Annotated in this window: 17 protein-coding genes; 8 read left to right on the top strand and 9 right to left on the bottom strand. The window is 69.6% G+C overall.

Annotated features, from left to right (window positions below):
* Positions 1-584: 584 nt before the first annotated feature.
* Positions 585-1,226 carry a DNA-3-methyladenine glycosylase gene (locus tag AB0M63_RS31585; RefSeq protein WP_355922443.1) on the bottom strand — a complete coding sequence of 214 codons (642 nt, stop codon included), beginning with the start codon at positions 1,224-1,226 and terminating at the stop codon, positions 585-587.
* A 137-nt stretch (positions 1,227-1,363) separates the two neighbouring features.
* Between AB0M63_RS31585 and AB0M63_RS31580 the strand changes: the two genes are divergently transcribed.
* From AB0M63_RS31580 to AB0M63_RS31570, 3 genes are all read left to right on the top strand, one after another.
* The gene (locus AB0M63_RS31580; protein WP_355922446.1) at positions 1,364-2,146 is read left to right on the top strand and encodes a sporulation protein; all 783 of its coding nucleotides are present in this window, start codon (positions 1,364-1,366) and stop codon (positions 2,144-2,146) included.
* 40 nt (positions 2,147-2,186) lie between these two features.
* On the top strand, positions 2,187-2,726 hold the full coding sequence (locus tag AB0M63_RS31575; protein ID WP_355922449.1) for a YbhB/YbcL family Raf kinase inhibitor-like protein: 540 nt from the start codon (positions 2,187-2,189) through the stop codon (positions 2,724-2,726).
* Between the two features lie 145 nt (positions 2,727-2,871).
* Positions 2,872-3,378, top strand: a complete 507-nt coding sequence (locus AB0M63_RS31570) for an HNH endonuclease (RefSeq protein ID WP_355922452.1) — start codon at positions 2,872-2,874, stop codon at positions 3,376-3,378.
* Between the two features lie 69 nt (positions 3,379-3,447).
* Here the strand turns inward: AB0M63_RS31570 and AB0M63_RS31565 are convergent, their stop codons facing one another.
* The 3 genes from AB0M63_RS31565 to AB0M63_RS31555 all read right to left on the bottom strand — a co-directional run bounded on the left by AB0M63_RS31565 (position 3,448) and on the right by AB0M63_RS31555 (position 5,844).
* Complete coding sequence (locus tag AB0M63_RS31565) at positions 3,448-4,407, bottom strand: SPFH domain-containing protein (RefSeq protein ID WP_355922455.1); 960 nt, start codon at positions 4,405-4,407, stop codon at positions 3,448-3,450.
* Positions 4,408-4,537: 130 nt separating this feature from the next.
* Positions 4,538-4,972 (bottom strand): NfeD family protein, encoded by a 435-nt coding sequence (locus tag AB0M63_RS31560; protein WP_355922458.1) that lies wholly within the window; start codon positions 4,970-4,972, stop codon positions 4,538-4,540.
* A gap of 80 nt (positions 4,973-5,052) precedes the next feature.
* Entirely contained in the window at positions 5,053-5,844 is a 792-nt protein-coding gene (locus AB0M63_RS31555) for an ABC transporter ATP-binding protein (protein ID WP_355922461.1), read from the bottom strand.
* Positions 5,845-5,976: 132 nt separating this feature from the next.
* On the opposite strand from AB0M63_RS31555, the gene AB0M63_RS31550 reads away from it, so the two are divergent.
* Positions 5,977-6,765, top strand: a complete 789-nt coding sequence (locus tag AB0M63_RS31550) for a hypothetical protein (protein WP_355922464.1) — start codon at positions 5,977-5,979, stop codon at positions 6,763-6,765.
* A 95-nt stretch (positions 6,766-6,860) separates the two neighbouring features.
* Here the strand turns inward: AB0M63_RS31550 and AB0M63_RS31545 are convergent, their stop codons facing one another.
* From AB0M63_RS31545 to AB0M63_RS31530, 4 genes are all read right to left on the bottom strand, one after another.
* A complete protein-coding gene (locus AB0M63_RS31545) occupies positions 6,861-7,100 on the bottom strand; it encodes a chaplin family protein (RefSeq protein WP_355922467.1) in 240 nt (79 codons plus the stop codon).
* A gap of 204 nt (positions 7,101-7,304) precedes the next feature.
* A complete protein-coding gene (locus tag AB0M63_RS31540) occupies positions 7,305-7,544 on the bottom strand; it encodes a chaplin (RefSeq protein WP_356059122.1) in 240 nt (79 codons plus the stop codon).
* Positions 7,545-7,698: 154 nt separating this feature from the next.
* The gene (locus AB0M63_RS31535; protein WP_033286423.1) at positions 7,699-8,340 is read right to left on the bottom strand and encodes a response regulator transcription factor; all 642 of its coding nucleotides are present in this window, start codon (positions 8,338-8,340) and stop codon (positions 7,699-7,701) included.
* The gene (locus AB0M63_RS31530; RefSeq protein WP_366021803.1) at positions 8,333-9,478 is read right to left on the bottom strand and encodes a GAF domain-containing sensor histidine kinase; all 1,146 of its coding nucleotides are present in this window, start codon (positions 9,476-9,478) and stop codon (positions 8,333-8,335) included. Before AB0M63_RS31530 ends, AB0M63_RS31535 begins: the two co-directional genes overlap by 8 nt.
* Positions 9,479-9,665: 187 nt before the next feature.
* Here AB0M63_RS31530 and AB0M63_RS31525 point away from each other — a divergent pair, with 187 nt between their 5' ends.
* The 3 genes from AB0M63_RS31525 to AB0M63_RS31515 all read left to right on the top strand — a co-directional run bounded on the left by AB0M63_RS31525 (position 9,666) and on the right by AB0M63_RS31515 (position 12,723).
* Entirely contained in the window at positions 9,666-10,361 is a 696-nt protein-coding gene (locus AB0M63_RS31525; RefSeq protein WP_366021802.1) for an SDR family NAD(P)-dependent oxidoreductase, read from the top strand.
* Positions 10,358-11,638, top strand: a complete 1,281-nt coding sequence (locus tag AB0M63_RS31520; protein ID WP_366021801.1) for an S-adenosylmethionine:tRNA ribosyltransferase-isomerase — start codon at positions 10,358-10,360, stop codon at positions 11,636-11,638. Before AB0M63_RS31525 ends, AB0M63_RS31520 begins: the two co-directional genes overlap by 4 nt.
* Positions 11,639-11,937: 299 nt before the next feature.
* On the top strand, positions 11,938-12,723 hold the full coding sequence (locus AB0M63_RS31515; protein WP_355922480.1) for a transglycosylase SLT domain-containing protein: 786 nt from the start codon (positions 11,938-11,940) through the stop codon (positions 12,721-12,723).
* A 90-nt stretch (positions 12,724-12,813) separates the two neighbouring features.
* On the opposite strand, the gene AB0M63_RS31510 is transcribed toward AB0M63_RS31515, so the two are convergent.
* A complete protein-coding gene (locus AB0M63_RS31510) occupies positions 12,814-15,336 on the bottom strand; it encodes an FHA domain-containing protein (protein ID WP_366021800.1) in 2,523 nt (840 codons plus the stop codon).
* Between the two features lie 238 nt (positions 15,337-15,574).
* On the opposite strand from AB0M63_RS31510, the gene AB0M63_RS31505 reads away from it, so the two are divergent.
* Positions 15,575-17,758 (top strand): streptophobe family protein, encoded by a 2,184-nt coding sequence (locus AB0M63_RS31505; protein WP_366021799.1) that lies wholly within the window; start codon positions 15,575-15,577, stop codon positions 17,756-17,758.
* The last annotated feature ends 107 nt before the right edge of the window (positions 17,759-17,865 follow it).

The following is a 17,865-nucleotide window of genomic DNA, read 5'->3' as shown; positions in this document are numbered from 1 at the left end:
GTGTTAAGCACGCCGCCAGCGTTCGTCCTGAGCCAGGATCAAACTCTCCGTGAATGTTTACCCGTAATCGGGTGCACACATCACGAGAGCGGAACAGCCGGAGGAATAATCCGACCGTTCACAGCGTCCTCGCTGTATGTGTTCTTCAAAGGAACCTCGCCCCAGCCACAAAGTGACCGGAGACGGGGTATCAACATATCTGGCGTTGATTTTTGGCACGCTGTTGAGTTCTCAAGGAACGGACGCTTCCTTTGTACTCGCCCTCTCGGGCTTTCCTCCGGGCTTCCCTTCGGTCTTGCGTTTCCGACTCTATCAGACCGTTTCCGGTCCCGATTCCCTGTCGGTTGGGATTGTCAAACGCTTTGGGCTTTCGCCTGTCGGCCTTTCGACATTCACTACGTTAGCCGATTCCCTCGGCAGCTCATAATCGAGTTCCGCAGGTTCGAATTCAGACATGCAGGCATGCCGAATGCGCCCCTGCTGAGAGGGAGTCGTAGGTAGTGGGTTGGCCGCTTCCGGCTGCTGGCGATTGCCGTACCCGGTTCAAGCGGCTCGGGCTACATTACGCACCCTGCCAAGACGCGTCAACTTGAGCGACGCCTCGGCGTATGGGCCCGATAAGGGCTCACCGTCGGGTCGTTGGCGATCCAGAACCGCCAAGGGTGGACCGCGCCCTCGCCGGACACTCCGGTACGGGGACCGCTGCGTACCTGATGGGAGGGCACGGATGTACCGGCCAGCACCCTCAGGGGTGTCTCGGCCGTGGTGCACGCGTCCGTGCCGTCCAGGGAGCGGTCGACGTCCAGCGCGGTGGCCAGGCGGGCAGGGCCTTTGGCCAGTTCTTTGTCGTTTCGGGCCGAGAGTCGACGTTTACGAGCCAGCTCAGCGCCCTCGACGATCTCGCCTGCGCGAAGCAGCACCGCCCTCGCCGTGCCCTCGGGACCGCACACCAGGTTCATGCAGTGCCACATGCCGTAGGTGAAGTAGACGTACACGTACCCGGGCGGACCGAACATCACGCCGTTGCGGGCCGTGGGGCCGCGATAGGCGTGGGAGCCGGGGTCGTTACCGCCGTCGTAGGCCTCGACCTCCGTGATGCGCAGGACGATCGGACCGTCGGGGGTCGTACGGACGAGGAGGTGGCCCAAGAGGTCGGGGGCGACGTCCAATACAGGGCGGTCGAAGAACTCTCTGGGGAGTGGCATACGGTCCGGGGGCGCGATCATGGCGTCCGAGCGTAGTCCAGACACGCTTGTACCAAGGGGTGGTCAAGGTTCCGTCCGCTTGCCAGGGTGTGGGCCGGAACCGGTCGCGGTCGGATCGCGTTTGTAGGGATCAAGGGTCCATACGTAAAGGGAGAGTCATGGGGTTCAAGAAGCTGCTCGCGAGCCTGGGGGCCGGCGGGGCTTCGGTGGAGACGGTGCTGACCGAGGTCAACGTCGTTCCTGGTGGTGTCGTCCAGGGTGAGGTGCGGATCCAGGGCGGGTCCGTGAGCCAGGAGATCCAGGGGCTCTCGGTCGGACTGCAGGCCAAGGTCGAGGTGGAGAGCGGCGACCAGGAGTACAAGCAGGACATCGAGTTCACGAAGGTGCGCCTCGGCGACGCCTTCGAGCTGCACGCGGGCGCGGTGCACGCGGTGCCGTTCGGGCTTGAGATCCCCTGGGAGACGCCGGTCACGATGATCGACGGGCAGGCGCTGCGCGGGATGCACATCGGGGTGAGCACCGAACTGGCCATCGCGCGGGCCGTGGACTCCAGTGACCTGGACCCGGTCAACGTGCACCCGCTGCCGTCGCAGAAGGCGATTCTGGACGCCTTCATCCGGCTGGGCTTCCGCTTCAAGAACGCGGACATGGAACGCGGTCACATCCGGGGGACGCGGCAGAAGCTGCCGTTCTACCAGGAGATCGAGTTCTACCCGCCGTCGCAGTACCGCGGGCTCAACCAGGTCGAGTTGAGCTTCGTGGCCGACGAGAACGCGATGGACGTCATCCTGGAGATGGACAAGAAGCCGGGACTGTTCAGTGAGGGCAGTGACACCTTCCGGTCCTTCCAGGTGGGCCAGCACGACTTCCAGGGGACCGACTGGGCGGCGTACCTGAACCAGTGGCTGTCCGAGGTCGGCAGCAAGCGGAACTGGTTCTAGGCTCGGGACGTACTGAAGATTCCGATCAGGAGGTACCGAGGTGACCGAGCTGAAGCGGCGACCACTCCCCCATGACTTCCACCCGCCCGTGCCGTCGTTCACGGTGACGAGTGAGGACGTCGAGGCCGGAGCGACGCTCAAGGACGCTCAGGTCTACGCGGCCGGCAACACCTCGCCGCAGTTGCGGTGGGAGGGCTTCCCGTCCGAGACCAAGAGTTTCGCCGTGACCTGCTACGACCCGGACGCCCCTACGGGGAGCGGGTTCTGGCACTGGACGGTGTTCGACATCCCGGTCTCGGTGACCGAGTTGCCGGCAGGTGCGGGCAGCGGCAAGTTCGAGGGGCTGCCGGAGGGCGCCGTACAGGTGCGCAACGACTACGGGTCGAAGGACTTCGGCGGTGCCGCGCCGCCGCCCGGGGACGGGCCGCACCGTTATGTGTTCACGGTGTACGCCGTGGACGCGGAGAAGCTGGGTCCGGATTCGGATGTTTCTCCGGCGGTCGTCGGTTTCAACCTGCGGTTTCACACGCTCGCGCGTGCCCAGCTGATCGGTGAGTACGAAGTGCCCGCCGAAGGCTGACGTTCATTGAACGTTTGCCCGCCTCTGGTCTTGGAATTGATCAGAGGCGGGCATTTTTTATTGCGTTGTCCATCTCGGCGTGCCCGGCCAGAGTTGATCCAAGCCCGCCACGCGGTGGGCCGGTTGCACATGGGAGGTGGGCTGGATGCGGGACACGCTGGTGCTGAACGCGAGCTTCGAGCCGCTGTCGACGGTGACGTTGAATCGTGCCGTCGTTCTGGTGCTCCAGGACAAGGCTGTCGTCGAGCAGGCCCACCCCGAACTGCGCATGCGCGGAGCCGAGGTCGACATACCGGCCCCCCGGGTGATCCGGTTGTGCAGGTATGTGAGGGTGCCGTTCCGAAGACAAGCTCCGTGGTCGAGGCGCGGTGTGCTGGTCCGGGACCGGCACAGGTGCGCGTACTGCGGTCGGCGGGCGACGACGGTCGACCACGTGGTGCCGAGGGCGCAGGGCGGTCAGGACTCCTGGCTGAACACGGTGGCGTCCTGCGCGGAGGACAACCACCTCAAGGCGGCTCGGACTCCGGAGCAGGCGGGGATGCCGCTGCTGCGGCAGCCGTTCGAGCCGACTCCGGCGGACGCGATGCTGCTGGCGCTGGGGACCGAGGACTTCGACGCGCTGCCGGAGTGGCTGGTGCAGCCGGCCGCGTAGGGCTTTCTGCTACGACACTGGGGCCCACCTCCTGCGGGAGGTGGGCCCCAGTGTCGTAGCAGAGGACTGTCAGTCGATGGACGGCTTCTCCCGGCGTTCCGAATGGGCGCCCGAGTTGCCGGAGTTGCCTCCGTCGCCGCCCGAACCGCCGCCGAACGGGCCCATGTTGCCCATCGCGCCGGAGAGGCCCTTGAGGGCGTCGCCGATCTCGCTGGGCACGATCCAGAGCTTGTTGGCGTCGCCTTCGGCGATCTTCGGGAGCATCTGGAGGTACTGGTAGCTGAGGAGCTTCTGGTCGGCGTCTCCGGCGTGGATGGCCTCGAAGACCGTACGGACGGCCTGGGCCTCGCCCTCGGCGCGCAGGGCGGCGGCCTTGGCCTCACCTTCGGCGCGCAGGATCTGGGACTGCTTCTCGCCCTCGGCGGTGAGGATGGCGGCCTGGCGCGTGCCTTCCGCGGTGAGGATCGCGGCGCGCTTGTCGCGGTCGGCGCGCATCTGCTTCTCCATCGAGTCCTGGATGGAGGTGGGGGGCTCAATTGCCTTCAGTTCCACGCGGTTTACGCGGATGCCCCACTTGCCCGTCGCCTCGTCGAGGACTCCGCGCAGGGCCGCGTTGATCTCCTCGCGGGAGGTCAGGGTGCGCTCCAGGTCCATGCCGCCGATGATGTTGCGGAGCGTGGTGACCGTGAGCTGCTCGATCGCCTGGATGTAGCTGGCGACTTCGTAGGTCGCGGCCCGGGCGTCGGTGACCTGGTAGTAGATGACCGTGTCGATGTTGACGACCAGGTTGTCCTGGGTGATCACCGGCTGCGGCGGGAACGGTACGACCTGTTCACGCAGGTCGATGCGGTTGCGGATGGTGTCTATGAACGGGACGACGATGTTGAGTCCCGCGTTGAGTGTCCGTGTGTAGCGGCCGAATCGCTCCACGATCGCGGCACTTGCCTGCGGGATGACCTGGATCGTCTTGATCAAAGCGATGAAGACCAACACCACCAGGATGATCAAGACGATGATGACCGGTTCCATCGTGCTCCCCGTACCCTTCTCCGCCTCGGCGCTTTCGGAAGATCTTATGGTTGTTGAAGATCTTGCTGGTCGAGTCTGACAGACCGTCGAGCAACTCGTGTGCCGTTCGGTTCAGTTGAGTCCTGCGAGGTCAGATGACGATCGCGGTGGCTCCCTCGATCTCCACGACGTCCACCTCCTGGCCCGGTTCGTAGGCGCGGTCGGTGTCGAGTGAGCGTGCGGACCAGATCTCTCCGGCCAGCTTGATCCGGCCACCGCCGGAGCCGTCGACGCGCTCCAGGACGACGGCCTGCTTGCCCTTCAACGCGTCCACTCCGGTGGCGAGTTGGGGCAGTGTCGAACGGTGCCGGGCCGCGATGGGCCGCACGACCCCGATGAGGGCGACCGAGACGACGAGGAAGACGAGGACCTGGACGACGAGGTCCCCGCCGATGCCGGCGGTGGCCGACGCGGCGACGGCGCCCACGGCGAGCATGCCGAACTCCGGCATCGCGGTCACCACGAGCGGGATCCCGAGTGCTGCCGCGCCGACGAGCCACCACACCCATACGCCGATGTCGTTCACATGGTCATGGTAGGGCTGCGGGTCCGGTCGCGGACAGGGCGCATATGCCCGTACGACCCGTATTTTTCAGGGGAGTTCGGTCAGGACATGGGGAGACCGTGTGCGGTCCAGCGGTCGCCGACCTGCTCGACGATGAGCGGGAGGCCGAAGCAGAGGGACAGGTTGCGCGCGGTGAGTTCGAGCTCCAGCGGGCCCGCGGCGAGGACCTTGCCCTGACGGATCATCAGGACGTGGGTGAAGCCGGGGGCGATCTCCTCGACGTGGTGCGTGACCATGATCATGGAGGGGGCGATCGGGTCGCGGGCGAGGCGGCCGAGGCGGCGTACGAGGTCCTCGCGGCCGCCGAGGTCGAGGCCGGCGGCGGGCTCGTCGAGGAGGAGCAGCTCGGGGTCGGTCATCAGGGCGCGGGCGATGAGGGTCCGCTTGCGCTCGCCCTCGGAGAGGGTGCCGAAGCGGCGGTCCAGGTAGTCGCTCATGCCGAGGCGGTCGAGGAAGGCGCGGGCGCGCTGCTCGTCGACGTCCTCGTAGTCCTCGTTCCACCCGGCGGTCATGCCGTAGGCGGCGGTCAGGACGGTCTGCAGGACGGTCTGGCGCTTGGGGAGCTTCTCGGCCATCGCGATGCCGGCCACGCCGATGCGGGGGCGCAGTTCGAAGACGTCGACCTTGCCGAGGGTCTCGCCGAGGATGGTGGCGGTGCCGCTGCTGGGGAAGAGGTAGCTGGACGCGACGTTCAGGAGCGTGGTCTTGCCGGCGCCGTTCGGGCCGAGGATGACCCAGCGCTCGCCCTCCTTGACCGACCAGGAGACCTGGTCCACCAGAGCCCGGCCCTCCCGGACCACGGATACGTCCTCCAGCTCCAGAACATCGCTCATGAGCGCGCTGTCTCCCATTGCATCGTCGGCCTGTCTCGGCTGTCGCGTGCGCCGGTAGGCGCAGCCCTCGAAGAAATCTACGCCACCGGCCGGGCGGTCCATTCCATCGGTCCGGTCCTTAGGCTGGAGGCCATGCTTTCGGAACCGCGTTCAGGGCGCCTCGCCGCCTGGGGAAATGCCCTCTTGGCCGGACTTGTCTCACCGGACGACGCCGTCCTCGCCATCGTGGGCGAGGACGCCGTGCACCGGGTGGAAGGGCTGCCGGGCGAGTCGGCACCCGTCGGGCTCACACTCGCGCTGGGGCGGCTGCGCACTCTCGGCGTCACCGGACTGCGGGTGGCGCTGCCCACCTCGGGACACCCGCTGGGGCTGAGCGGCCCGCCCGAGTTCAACGCGCGGGCCCTGGAGGCCGAGGAGGCGGTGATCTGCTACGGCGTCGCGCTGGGCCTCGTTCCCGAGGTGTACGAGGCCGGTCCCGCAGGCGACGTCCATGTCGAGGTGGTCTGGCACTGCCTGCCGGTGCGGGAGGCGCCGCCCGCCGATGTGCCCTCGCTCGGGGAGGCCGAGCGGGAGTTGGCGGAGGCGCTCAGGGATGCGACGGAGGTGTTGTCGCGGCTGGATGTCGCCGGGTCGGGGCCGGTCGCCGAGGCGGCGGTCGACGCGTACCGGGCGCGGGCCGAGCGGGGGCGGGAGGTGCTGGCGCCGGGGTATCCGCCGCGGGCGGTGCGGGTGCTGGAACTGGCTCAGCGGGTGGGGTTGTTGGTGTCCCTGGCCTACGAGAGCGGGCACGGGGGTGCGGTGAGCGCGTCCGAGATGGCGGTGCGGGCGGGGGCGTTGCGGCCGGTGGAGCGGACCGCTCGGCGGGCGCAGGTCGCGGCGTACAACTCCGTTGTGGAGGAGCGGGAGAAGGGGGCGCGGTGAGGGTTCCGTCGCCCTGGTCAGAAGCGTCAGGTCTGTAGCAGAAGGGCCCCACGAGTCGTCGTTGACTCGTGGGGCCCTTCTCAGTGCTCTCGGCGTCAGTCGTTGATGCCCTTGTTGCCGAACGCGGGGTTCAGCAGGCCGATGACGTTGACGCTGTCACCGACGACGTTGACGGGGACGTGGACCGGGACCTGGACGACGTTGCCCGAGCCGACGCCCGGCGACTTCACGGCCGCGCCGTCGGCACCCGCGTCGGCGACAGCGGCACCGGCGGAGGCGCCAGCGGCGATACCGGCGACGGTCAGGGCCACGGCGGCCTTCTTGGCGATGTTCATGGGAAGCATTCCTCCTGCGATTGCGTGACCGACCCGGCCGCGGGTCGTGCGCTGATCAACGCCGAAGGCGTCGGGAACGGCACGGGAATGCGCGTTTGACTGCCCGTTCGGATCATTGGCGGGACAAACCGACGAGGTGACGAGCAGACCGGCCTCCCGGGAGCGCCCGGGAGGCCGGAGGTCACTGTCGCGGAGCGACGTGCGTCAGCCGTTGACGCCCAGGTTGCCGAAGGCGGGGTTCAGGACGCCGATGACGTTCACGCTGTTGCCCACCGCGTTCACCGGGACGTGCACCGGGACCTGGACGACGTTGCCCGAGCCGACGCCGGGCGAACCGACGGCCTGGCCGTTCGCCAGACCGTCGGCGGAGGCCAGCCCGGCACCGGCGGCGACCAGCCCGCCGGCCACCATCGTCACGGCCGCTGCCTTCTTCAGGTTCTTCACTTCTGAGCCCTCCTAGCGATCACCGCGGCAGGCGCCGCGGCACGCACTGGAGAACGGCGGAGATCCACGAAGGATGCGCCATCCGGGGGACATTCCCACGACGGTATGAATCTCAGCCCGGAACGGGACGCTCCGGGTTGCCGCCGCGCCCCTCTCACCTCGTCAGACCGTGGCGTACGGCGAACAGAGCGGCCTGGGTGCGGTCCGCCAGGTCGAGTTTCATCAGGATGTTCGAGACGTGGGTCTTGACTGTCTTCTCGGACAGCACCAGGGCGCGTGCTATCTCGCGGTTGGAGCGGCCGTCCGCGATCAGGCCGAGCACCTCGCGCTCCCGCTCCGTGAGCGAACCGCCTCTCCCCTGCCCCGAGTTGGACTCCTCCTGGGACAACAGGACGCCGGCGACCTCGGGTTGGAGCAGGATGTGGCCGGCGTGGACGGACCGGATGGCTCCGGCCAGGGCGTCCGGGTCCACGTCCTTGTAGACGTAACCCGCGGCGCCCGCGCGCAGGGCCGGGATCACCGTGCGCTGTTCGGTGAAGCTCGTGACGATCAGCACGCGCGCGGGGTGGTCGAGTTCACGGAGTCTGCGCAGCGCTTCGATGCCGTCCATGCCCGGCATCTTGACGTCCATGAGGACGACGTCGGGCTTCAACTCCTCGGTGCGGGCGACTCCTTCGGCGCCGTCGGCCGCCTCGCCGACGACCTCGATGTCGTCCTGCACCTCCAGGAAGGTGCGCAGGCCCCGGCGGACGACCTGGTGGTCGTCGACGATCAGCACCTTGATTGCGTCAGCCACCGGGGACCTCCATCTCGATCGTGGTGCCCTTTCCGGGCGCCGATTCGACGGTCAGCGTGCCGCCCACGCCGTTCGTCCGGTCCCGCATGGAGACCAGGCCGAGGTGGCGCCCCGCGCGTCGGATCGACTGGGGTTCGAAGCCGCTGCCGTCGTCGGTGATCCGCAGGACCGCTCCGCAGCCGCTTCGCTCCAGGGTCACGGCGACGTGGTCCGCGCCGGAGTGCCGCAGCGCGTTGTGCAGGGCCTCCTGGGCGACGCGCAGCATGGCCTCCTCCTGGGCGGCGGGCAGGGCGCGGAAGCCGCGCCCGGTGAAGGTCACGCGTGCGGTGTGGGCGCGGTCCAGGACCTGGATCTGGGTGCGCAGGGTGGCGCTCAGGCCGTCCTCGTCGAGGGCGGCGGGACGCAACTCGACGACTGCGGCGCGCAGTTCGTCGGCGGCCTCGGCGGCGAGCGCGGCCACCTGCTGGAGTTCGCCCTTGGCGCGGGAGGGGTCGCGGTCCACGAGGGTGGCGGCGGCCTGTGCGGTGAGACGGAGCGAGAAGAGTTTCTGGGCGACCGCGTCGTGCAGTTCGTGGGCGAGCCGGGAGCGCTCCTCGGCGATGGTCAGCTCGCGGCTGCGCTCGTAGAGGCGGGCGTTGGTGAGGGCGATGGCGGCGTGCTGGGCGAGGATCGAGAGGAGCTCCTCGTCCTCCTCGGTGAAGCCGCAACCGCCGTCCGGCTTCGGGCAGTTCTTGTTGGCCAGGAACAGCGCGCCGATGACCTCGTCGTCGTCGCGGATGGGCAGGCCCAGGAAGTCGGACATCTCGGGGTGGGCCGAGGGCCAGCCCTCGAAGCGGGGGTCCTTGCGCACGTCGGCGAGTCGCTCGGCCTTCGCCTCGTGCAGCATCGCGGCGAGGATGCCGTGCTGGCGCGGGAGCGGGCCGATGGCCTTCCACTGGGCGTCGCTGACACCGTCGACGACGAACTGGGCGAAGCCGCCGTGGTCGTCGGGGACACCGAGGGCGGCGTACTGCGCGTCGAGCAGCTCGCGGGCCGAGGCGACGATCGTCTTGAGGACGTCGCGCACCTCCAGGTGCCTGCTCATGGCCAGCAGCGCGGAACTCACCGCCGCGAGGCCGGACCGTGGACCTTGACTCATGTCCTCACGGTACCGGCGGGGCGTGACAACGCGGATCGGGCCGGTGACGGCAGTCGTCTGGTCCGGTGGACCTAGGGCGAAGGGCCCCGGCGGAGTGCGCCCCGCGTCCGACGCGGTGCGGGCGGTCCCGTTCCTACGGTGGGTCCACCACGCCGATGGAGGCGTGGTGGACGAGGGGACGTGTGTCATGTCGGTAGCGATCATCACGGGGGCGTCGAAGGGACTGGGGCGGGCGCTCGCCGAGGCTCTCGCGGCACGGGGCTGGGACCTGGTGCTGGACGCCAGGACCGAGGGGGTGCTCGGAGCGGCGGCGAGAGCCGTCGCCGCGTACGGCACGCGCGTGGAGGCCGTCCCCGGGGATGTCACGGACGCGGTGCACCGGGCCGAGCTGGTGGCCGCGGCGGGGAAGCTGGGCGGTGTCGACCTGGTGGTGAGCAACGCGAGCGCGCTGGGCGCCGAGCCGCTCGTAAGCCTTGCGGAGCTGCCCCTGGACGGGCTGCGCCGGGCGTTGGAGGTGAACGTGGTGGCGGCACTCGGGCTGGTCCAGGAGGCCCTCCCGCTGCTGCGGGCGTCGCGGGCGGGCGCGGTGATCGCGGTCAGCTCGGACGCGGCGGCCGAGGCGTACGAGACGTGGGGCGGGTACGGGGCGTCCAAGGCGGCCCTCGACCAGCTCGCGGCCGTGCTCGCCGCGGAGGAACCGGGGCTGCGGGTGTGGGCGGTCGACCCCGGGGACATGGGCACGGACCTGTACGCGGTGGCCGTACCGGACGACGACGATCCGCGGCCGGAGCCAACCTCGGTGGTACCGGCCTTTCTGCGGCTGCTGGACGAGCGGCCTGCGAGCGGTCGCTATGGCGCGCCTGCGTTGCTGGAGGAGCGATGACGGTGGCCGTACAGGTCCCGGAGGAACTGTCCGCGCGCGTACCGGCCGAACAGCGCGGGCCCGGGCTCGACCGGGACGCGGTACGACTGCTCGTGTCGCGGGGAACGGAGGTGGCTCATCACAGGTTCGCGGAGCTGCCGTCGCTGCTGCGGGCCGGGGATCTGCTGATCGTGAACACATCTCCGACCCTGGCCGCGGCGGTCGACGGACGGATCGGGCACGCGCGCGTGGTGGTGCATTTCTCCACCCGGGGCGATGACGGGCGGTGGGCGGTGGAGCTGCGCGAACCGGACGGAAAGGGCACCACACGCGCGCGTGCGGGCGGCCCGGCCGGGACGGAGGTGCGGTTGCCCGGGGGTGTGCGGCTGACCCTGGAGGAGCCGTTGAGCGCGCGGGGTGAGCGGTTGTGGTGGGCGCGGGTGTCTGGAGTGGGGGCGTCGGGCGCGGATTCGGCGAGGGCGGAGACGCCGGGTGCGAAGTCGCCGCAGGCAGCGGCGCCAGGGTCAGCGGCCTTGGGTACGCGGACGCCGCAGGCAGGAGCGCCGGGTGCAGAGGTGCCGGCGGTGGAGACACCGGGTGCGGAAGCGCCAAAGCCGGCGGCCTTGCGGACACAAGCCCCGCAGACAAGCGTCCCCGCGCTGCTCCGCGAGTACGGGCGCCCCATCCGCTACTCCTACACCGAGCGGGATCAGCCGTTGGCCGTCTATCAGACCGTGTTCTCGTTGCCGTCCGGGGACGGGAGCGGCAGTGCGGAGATGCCCAGTGCCGCTCGGCCCTTCACCGCGCGGATGGTGGCGGAGTTGGTGAGTCGGGGGGTGCAGTTCGCGCCGATCACGCTGCACACCGGGGTCGCGTCGGCGGAGGTGCACGAGCCGCCGTATCCGGAGCGGTTCGCGGTGTCGGAGGCGTCGGCCCGGCTGATCAATGCCGCCCGGGCCGGTGACGGGCGGGTGATCGCGGTCGGGACCACCGCGGTGCGGGCCGTGGAGTCGGCCGCGGGGGACGACGGGGTCGTACGCGCGCGTGCGGGGTGGACGGATCTCGTCGTCACCCCGGAGCGGGGGGTGCGGGTGGTGGACGGGCTGCTGACGGGGCTTCACGAGCCGGAGGCCTCGCATCTGCTGATGCTGGAGGCGGTCGCCGGGCGGGCCGCCGTGGACCGCAGCTACGAGGAGGCGTTGCGCGGGCTCTACCTGTGGCACGAGTTCGGGGACGTGCACCTCATCCTCCCGGAGGAGGGGCCTCACACAGTGCGTTGCTCCAGCAACTGCCCGTGAGGATGGTGTGTGGGCGATGTGAGCCCGCACATAGGGCCCAGATCACGTACTAGGGGACATAGGAGGTGAAGCCGACCCACTTGAGCGGGACAGACGGTCCCGTCTGTCCCGTTTTGCCCTTCCCTGCTCCACTACCCGGGATCGTACGTCACACCTTTGCCACAGGTTTTTGCGGCCGCTAAGAATTGCAGCCGTCGCTCAGCGCCGCGGATTTCCGTCCGCGGCGTTTGTGCCGGAAGCACCCGCGTCCCCGCCGGACGGTGAGCGACCTCCGCGCAATTCGAAGAGGTCCATCCGCCATGCCCAAGAACACGCACACTCCTGGTCATAGTCGCCTGACCAAGCTGAACAAGCTGACGAAGCAGCACAAGATCGCGCTCGCCGGTGTCGCCACGCTCGGCGCCGCCGCACTCGCCTTCTCCGCGGTGCCCGGTGACGCGGGGACGACCACGAACGACGCCGCCTCCTCGGCCCACGTGGTGTACAGCTCGGAGCCCATCAAGGGCGTCAAGGCCAGCGTCACCGACCAGCTCGCCGGCGCCAGCGTGAAGACCGAGGCGATCAAGGCGAAGGCCGACGCCAAGGCGAAGGCAGAGGCCGCGAAGGCCGCGAAGGCGAAGGCGGACGCAGCCGCGAAGAAGAAGGCCGCCGCCGCGGCCGCCGCCAAGAAGAAGGCGGAGGCCGCTCGCAAGGCCAAGGCCAAGAAGGCCGCGAGCCGCTCCGCCCAGCGCGTCAAGCTCCAGCCCGTCGCCGCGACGACCTACGCCAACAACCTCAACGGCTGGATCAACCACGCCCTCGCGATCATGAAGCAGAAGGGCATCCCGGGTTCGTACAACGGCCTGTACAAGAACATCATGCGGGAGTCCTCGGGCAACCCGAGCGCCGTCAACGGCTGGGACGTCAACGCGGTCAACGGCACCCCGTCGATCGGTCTGCTCCAGGTCATCCAGCCGACGTTCAACGCGTACCACGTCTCCGGTACCTCGACGAACATCTACGACCCGGTCGCCAACATCACCGCCGCCGCCAACTACGCGGCCGACCGGTACGGCTCGATCGACAACGTCAACAGCGCGTACTGAGGCCTCCGGCGGACCTCTGGGTCTCGGTATCGACGCCGAAGGGCGGCACCCCCACCAGGGGCGCCGCCCTTCGGCGTCGTACGCGAACGGTCACTTGCGCATGACCTCGGGCTCGTGCCGGCGCAGGAAGCGCGCCACGAAGAAGCCGCAGACCACGCCGAGGACGATCAAGGCGGCCATGTCCATGCCCCATGCGCCGACGGTGTGCTCCCACAGCGGGTCGGCGCTGTCGCCCGGCTTGGGCGGGCTGATCTTGTTGAAGTCCAGCGTGGCGCCCGCGGCGCCGACCGCCCAGCGCGAGGGCATCAGGTACGAGAACTGGTTGACGCCGATCGCGCCGTTCAACGTGAACAGGCAGCCGGTGAAGACGACCTGGATGATCGCGAACATCACCAGCAGCGGCATGGTCTTCTCGGCCGTCTTCACCAGCGAGGAGATGATCAGGCCGAACATCATCGCGGTGAAGCCGAGGCCCATGATCGGGATGCAGAGCTCGAGCATGGTCTGGCTGCCCAGGACCAGGCCCTGCTCCGGGATCTCCCGGCTGGAGAAGCCGATGACACCGACCATCAGGCCCTGCAGCGCGGTGATCACGCCGAGCACGAACACCTTGGACATCAGGTACGCGGAACGGGACAGCCCCGTCGCGCGTTCCCGTTCGTAGATGACCCGTTCCTTGATCAGCTCGCGGACGGAGTTGGCCGCGCCGGCGAAGCAGGCGCCGACCGCGAGGATCAGCAGGACCGTGGTCGCCGTGCCGTTCGGGATGATGTTCCCGGTCTTCGGGCTGGGCGGGTTGGGCAGCAGGCTGTTGCCCGAGTCGATCAGCAGGCTCACCGCGCCCAGGACGCCCGGCAGGATCACCATCAGGGCCAGGAAGCCCTTGTCGGAGGCGATCACTGCGACATAGCGGCGCACCAGCGTGACGAACTGCGACATCCAGCCCTGCGGCTTCGGCGGCTTCATCGCCTGCATCGGCGGCATCTGTACGGACTGCGGAGCGATCGCGTCGATGTCGGCGGCGTACATCTGGTAGTGCTGCGAGCCCTTCCAGCGGCCCGCCCAGTCGTAGTCGCGGTAGTTCTCGAAGGCGGAGAAGACATCGGCCCAGGTGTCGTAGCCGAAGAAGTTCAGTGCCTCCTCCGGCGGGCCGAAGTAGGCGACGGAGCCGCCGGGGGCCATCACCAACAGCTTGTCGCAGATCGCCAGTTCGGCCACGGAGTGGGTGACGACGAGGACCGTGCGGCCGTCGTCGGCGAGGCCGCGCAGCAGTTGCATGACATCGCGGTCCATGCCCGGGTCGAGGCCCGAGGTCGGCTCGTCCAGGAAGATCAGCGAGGGCTTGGTGAGCAACTCCAGGGCCACCGACACGCGCTTGCGCTGGCCGCCGGAGAGGGAGGTGATCTTCTTCTCCTTGTGGATGTCGAGCTTCAGCTCGCGCAGCACCTCGTCGATGCGGGCCTCGCGCTCGGCGCCGGTGGTGTCGGCGGGAAAGCGCAGCTTGGCCGCGTACTTGAGGGCCTTCTTGACGGTCAGCTCCTTGTGCAGGATGTCGTCCTGCGGGACCAGACCGATGCGCTGCCGCAGCTCGGCGAACTGCTTGTAGAGGTTGCGGTTGTCGTAGAGGACGTCGCCCTGGTTGGCGGGCCGGTAGCCGGTGAGCGCCTTGAGCAGGGTCGACTTGCCGGAGCCGGACGGGCCGATGACCGCGATCAGCGACTTCTCCGGTACGCCGAAGGAGACGTCCTTGAGGATCTGCTTGCCGCCGTCGACCGTCACCGTCAAGTGCCGGGCGGAGAAGGAGACTTCACCGGTGTCGACGAACTCTTCGAGCCGGTCGCCGACCAGGCGGAACGTGGAGTGGCCGACGCCGACGATGTCGTTCGGGCCGAGCAGCGCCGAGCCGCCCTTGGCGATCGGCTGGCCGTTGACGTACGTGCCGTTGTGCGAGCCGAGGTCACGGATCTCGAAGCGGCCGTCGGGCGTCGCATGGAACTCGGCGTGGTGGCGCGACACTTGGAGGTCGGAGACCACCAACTCGTTCTCCAGCGCACGGCCGATACGCATGATGCGGCCGATGGAGAACTGGTGGAACGTGGTCGGGCTGCGGTCGCCGTAGACCGGCGGCGCCCCCGCGCCGGCGCCGGGTCCCTGCTGCGACGGAATCTGCGAAGCGGCCGGCGGCTGGTAGCGCTGCTGCTCCGGCGTCTGCTGCGGAGGTGCCTGCTGAGCCGGTGCCTGCTGTGCCCAGCCGGGGGCCGCGCCCTGTGCCGCGTACGGCTGTTGCTGCGGCTGGGCCTGCGGAGCGGCCACCGCCGCCGCGGCGCCGGACAGGCTCAGGCACGGGCCGTCCGTCGCGTTGCCCAGGTGCACGGACGAGCCGGGGCCGATCTCCATCTGGTGGATGCGCCGGCCCTGCACGAACGTGCCGTTGGTGCTGCCGTGGTCGTCGATGACCCAACTCCGGCCGCTCCAACTGATCGTGGCGTGCCGCCAGGAGACCCTGGCGTCGTCGACCACGACATCCCCCTGCGGATCACGTCCGAGGGTGTAGGGCCTGGACGCGTCGAGCGTCCAGGTCCGTCCATTCAATTCCAGTACGAGTTCCGGCACTCCATGCCCCACTGAGTAGTCCCCCGAGTTACCCCCATCACAGGGAGTCTAGGGATGTCGAACATCGTCGGGAACTATTTCAGGCTGCACCCCCTGACCGAAAGTCGGGCCTTGTGAAGACCACGTCGGTACGCGTTCGCCGGTTCCGTTGACGGGGTGGAAACCGACCCGGAGAGTGGTAATCCACGCGAGGGGGACACGTGGTGTCCGCTCCGCGCCGCGGATCGGGGGGTCTGCCATGAGCTCAGCGACGAGTGTCAGGACGGCGAACTACGACACCAGGGTGCCCTGGGGTGACGTCCTGCTGTCCGCGATCGCGGCGGTGAGCTGGGCGTTGATAGGGATGGCGGGCACGGCCGCGCTCGGCCTGCACCTGCTGGGCGCCGACGCGACGGGCTCGCTCGGCCCGATGACCGCGGCGGTGGTGGCCCTCGGCGCGGGCGGTTCGGTCACGCCGACGGGCGATGTGTCCGCGTTCGGCCTGACCGGCGCGCAGGCGACCACGGCGGTGACGATCACGCCGTTGGGCGTGAGTCTGGTGGGAGCGCTCCTGCTGTCGTATTTCTTCCTACGGTCCTTGCGGGCGGCCGGAGTTGTGATCGCACCGGCCGAACTCCTCGCGCGCGCGGGCTCGGTGATCGCGCTCTTCGTGGCGATGCTCGGCGGGCTGGCCTGGGCCGGGCACGACGTCATCACGATCGACGGAAGCAAACTGGGCCTCGACAAGCTGACGGGCGGCGGCGGTAACGGCGGCGGGGTGAACATCCCCGGTCTCGGTGACATCGGGGACATCGGCGGGCTGTTGCCGGACAAGATCGGCGACCTGGTCAAGGCGAAGGCGGCGGTCGGCTTCACCGTCGACACGGCGCCGACCCTGCTGGGCGGCCTGGCCTGGTCGGCCGGCATCCTCCTCATCGCCCTGCTGGCCTCCCGCCGTACTCCCCTCCCACCCGGTTGGGATCCCGTCCACCGTGTCGTACGACCGGCCGCGTCCGCGCTCGTCGCGGTGCTGCTGGTCGCGGTGGCGGCGGGGCTCGCGGCGGCGGCGTACGCGGCGATCGGCGACGACCACCCGAAGCGCATCGCCGGCGCCGCGCTCCTCGGCGCGCCCAACGGGGTCTGGCTCGGTATCCCGCTCGGCCTCTTCGTCCCCTGGGACGGCAGGGCGACCGGCGAACTCGCGAAACTCCTCCCCCACCCCCTGGACCAACTCCTGAGCGCGAAGACCAACGAGCCGGTGACGCTCGGCCGACTGGCCGAACTGGACGGCCGCGTATGGCTGTTGGCGGTCGCCACGGCCCTGATGATGCTGCTGGCGGGGGTGTTGACGGCAGCGCGGACGCCGGTGCCGGCGGGGAAACCGGGGGCTCTCGGTTTCGCCGGGCGGTGTGCCCTACGGCTGGGGATCGTGACCGCACTGACGCTGCCGCTGTTGGCCTGGCTGACGGATGTCTCGGTGGACGCCTCACTGTCGGTACTGGGCTTCGACGCGTTCGGCGCCGGGATCGATCTGCACGGCCACCTGGGCATGGCGCTGCTGCTCGGCGCGGTGTGGGGCGCGGGCGCGGGAGGCCTCGGCGGACTGCTCGCGTACGCGACAGGGGCGGCGGGCCGGCGCGCGGCACCGCTGGCACGGGGTGACTCGGGGGCCGGGGCCGACCAGGACGCCTGGGCGCCGGGCTACGAAGGCCACCCCGAACCGGCGCAACCTGCCGGACACACGGGCCCCTACGTACCGAGCACGCCGTACCGAGCACCGAACCCGGCCACCAATCCTTATCTCCAACTGCCCGATGAACTACGGCGACCCGAGGACAGCGGAACGCCGAGTGGTGAGGGTCCAGGGGGCGCTCGGCCTCGTGGGCAAGGGTGGCCCCCGGACGGGGGGTCGGCTCGGGAGGGGGCGTGGCCACCGAGGGCGCGAGGTGGGCGGTCGGCCTCCGGCTCCGGGGCGGCGCAGCCACCGGGAAGCGCGGGGCAGTCCGGACCCGGTCCGGGATCCGGTGCGGCGGGGCCGCCTTATCCCGGAGGCTCGCGGCCGCCCCGGGCCATGCCGGCGGACTCGGGCTCACCTCAGGAGGGGGCGTGGCCACCGGAGGCGCGAGGTGGGCGGCCGGTCTCCGGGGGTTCACCGGGCTCCGGTGCGGCGCAACCGCCGGGCAACTCACGGCGATCCGGACCCGGTCCGGCACCCGGTACACCAGGGCCGCCGTATCCCGCAGGCTCGCGGCCGCCCGGGGCCCCTCCGCCCCCCGTCGACATGTACGGCGCTCCGACGATGGCGCGGCCCTACGAGCCGCCGGCCCGGGCGCCTCGGCGTCGGCCTGGGGCGGACGGGGCGGGGGACGACTCGGACGGTGGGTTGCAGCCTCCACCGCCACCGCCACCGCCGCCTCCGGGGAGGCCCAAGGGACATAGGTGACGTGCGTCGGCGTCGCGGGAACCGTTGCGGGGGCCATCGTCCGGCGGCCGTAGCAGTCGGTCCTTGCTCGATGTCCGGGCACGTCCTGATCGGCGCCGCGCCCCCGC

This window comes from Streptomyces sp. NPDC051576, assembly GCF_040681835.1.
In the GTDB taxonomy this organism is placed as follows: Bacteria; Actinomycetota; Actinomycetes; order Streptomycetales; family Streptomycetaceae; genus Streptomyces.
The sequence above is the reverse complement of the archived record's forward strand: the minus strand, read 5'-3'. Positions and strand labels throughout refer to the sequence as shown.

What these genes read in the sequence shown, in the direction of transcription:
- AB0M63_RS31530 (WP_366021803.1), bottom strand. Translation starts at nt 9,478, where the DNA reads ATGAGTCAAGGTCCACGGTCCGGCCTCGCGGCGGTGAGTTCCGCGCTG.
- AB0M63_RS31505 (WP_366021799.1), top strand. Translation starts at nt 15,575, where the DNA reads ATGAGCTCAGCGACGAGTGTCAGGACGGCGAACTACGACACCAGGGTG.
- AB0M63_RS31545 (WP_355922467.1), bottom strand. Translation starts at nt 7,100, where the DNA reads ATGAACATCGCCAAGAAGGCCGCCGTGGCCCTGACCGTCGCCGGTATC.
- AB0M63_RS31555 (WP_355922461.1), bottom strand. Translation starts at nt 5,844, where the DNA reads ATGAGCGATGTTCTGGAGCTGGAGGACGTATCCGTGGTCCGGGAGGGC.
- AB0M63_RS31565 (WP_355922455.1), bottom strand. Translation starts at nt 4,407, where the DNA reads ATGGAACCGGTCATCATCGTCTTGATCATCCTGGTGGTGTTGGTCTTC.
- AB0M63_RS31570 (WP_355922452.1), top strand. Translation starts at nt 2,872, where the DNA reads ATGCGGGACACGCTGGTGCTGAACGCGAGCTTCGAGCCGCTGTCGACG.
- AB0M63_RS31550 (WP_355922464.1), top strand. Translation starts at nt 5,977, where the DNA reads ATGCTTTCGGAACCGCGTTCAGGGCGCCTCGCCGCCTGGGGAAATGCC.
- AB0M63_RS31515 (WP_355922480.1), top strand. Translation starts at nt 11,938, where the DNA reads ATGCCCAAGAACACGCACACTCCTGGTCATAGTCGCCTGACCAAGCTG.
- AB0M63_RS31585 (WP_355922443.1), bottom strand. Translation starts at nt 1,226, where the DNA reads ATGATCGCGCCCCCGGACCGTATGCCACTCCCCAGAGAGTTCTTCGAC.
- AB0M63_RS31580 (WP_355922446.1), top strand. Translation starts at nt 1,364, where the DNA reads ATGGGGTTCAAGAAGCTGCTCGCGAGCCTGGGGGCCGGCGGGGCTTCG.
- AB0M63_RS31525 (WP_366021802.1), top strand. Translation starts at nt 9,666, where the DNA reads ATGTCGGTAGCGATCATCACGGGGGCGTCGAAGGGACTGGGGCGGGCG.
- AB0M63_RS31520 (WP_366021801.1), top strand. Translation starts at nt 10,358, where the DNA reads ATGACGGTGGCCGTACAGGTCCCGGAGGAACTGTCCGCGCGCGTACCG.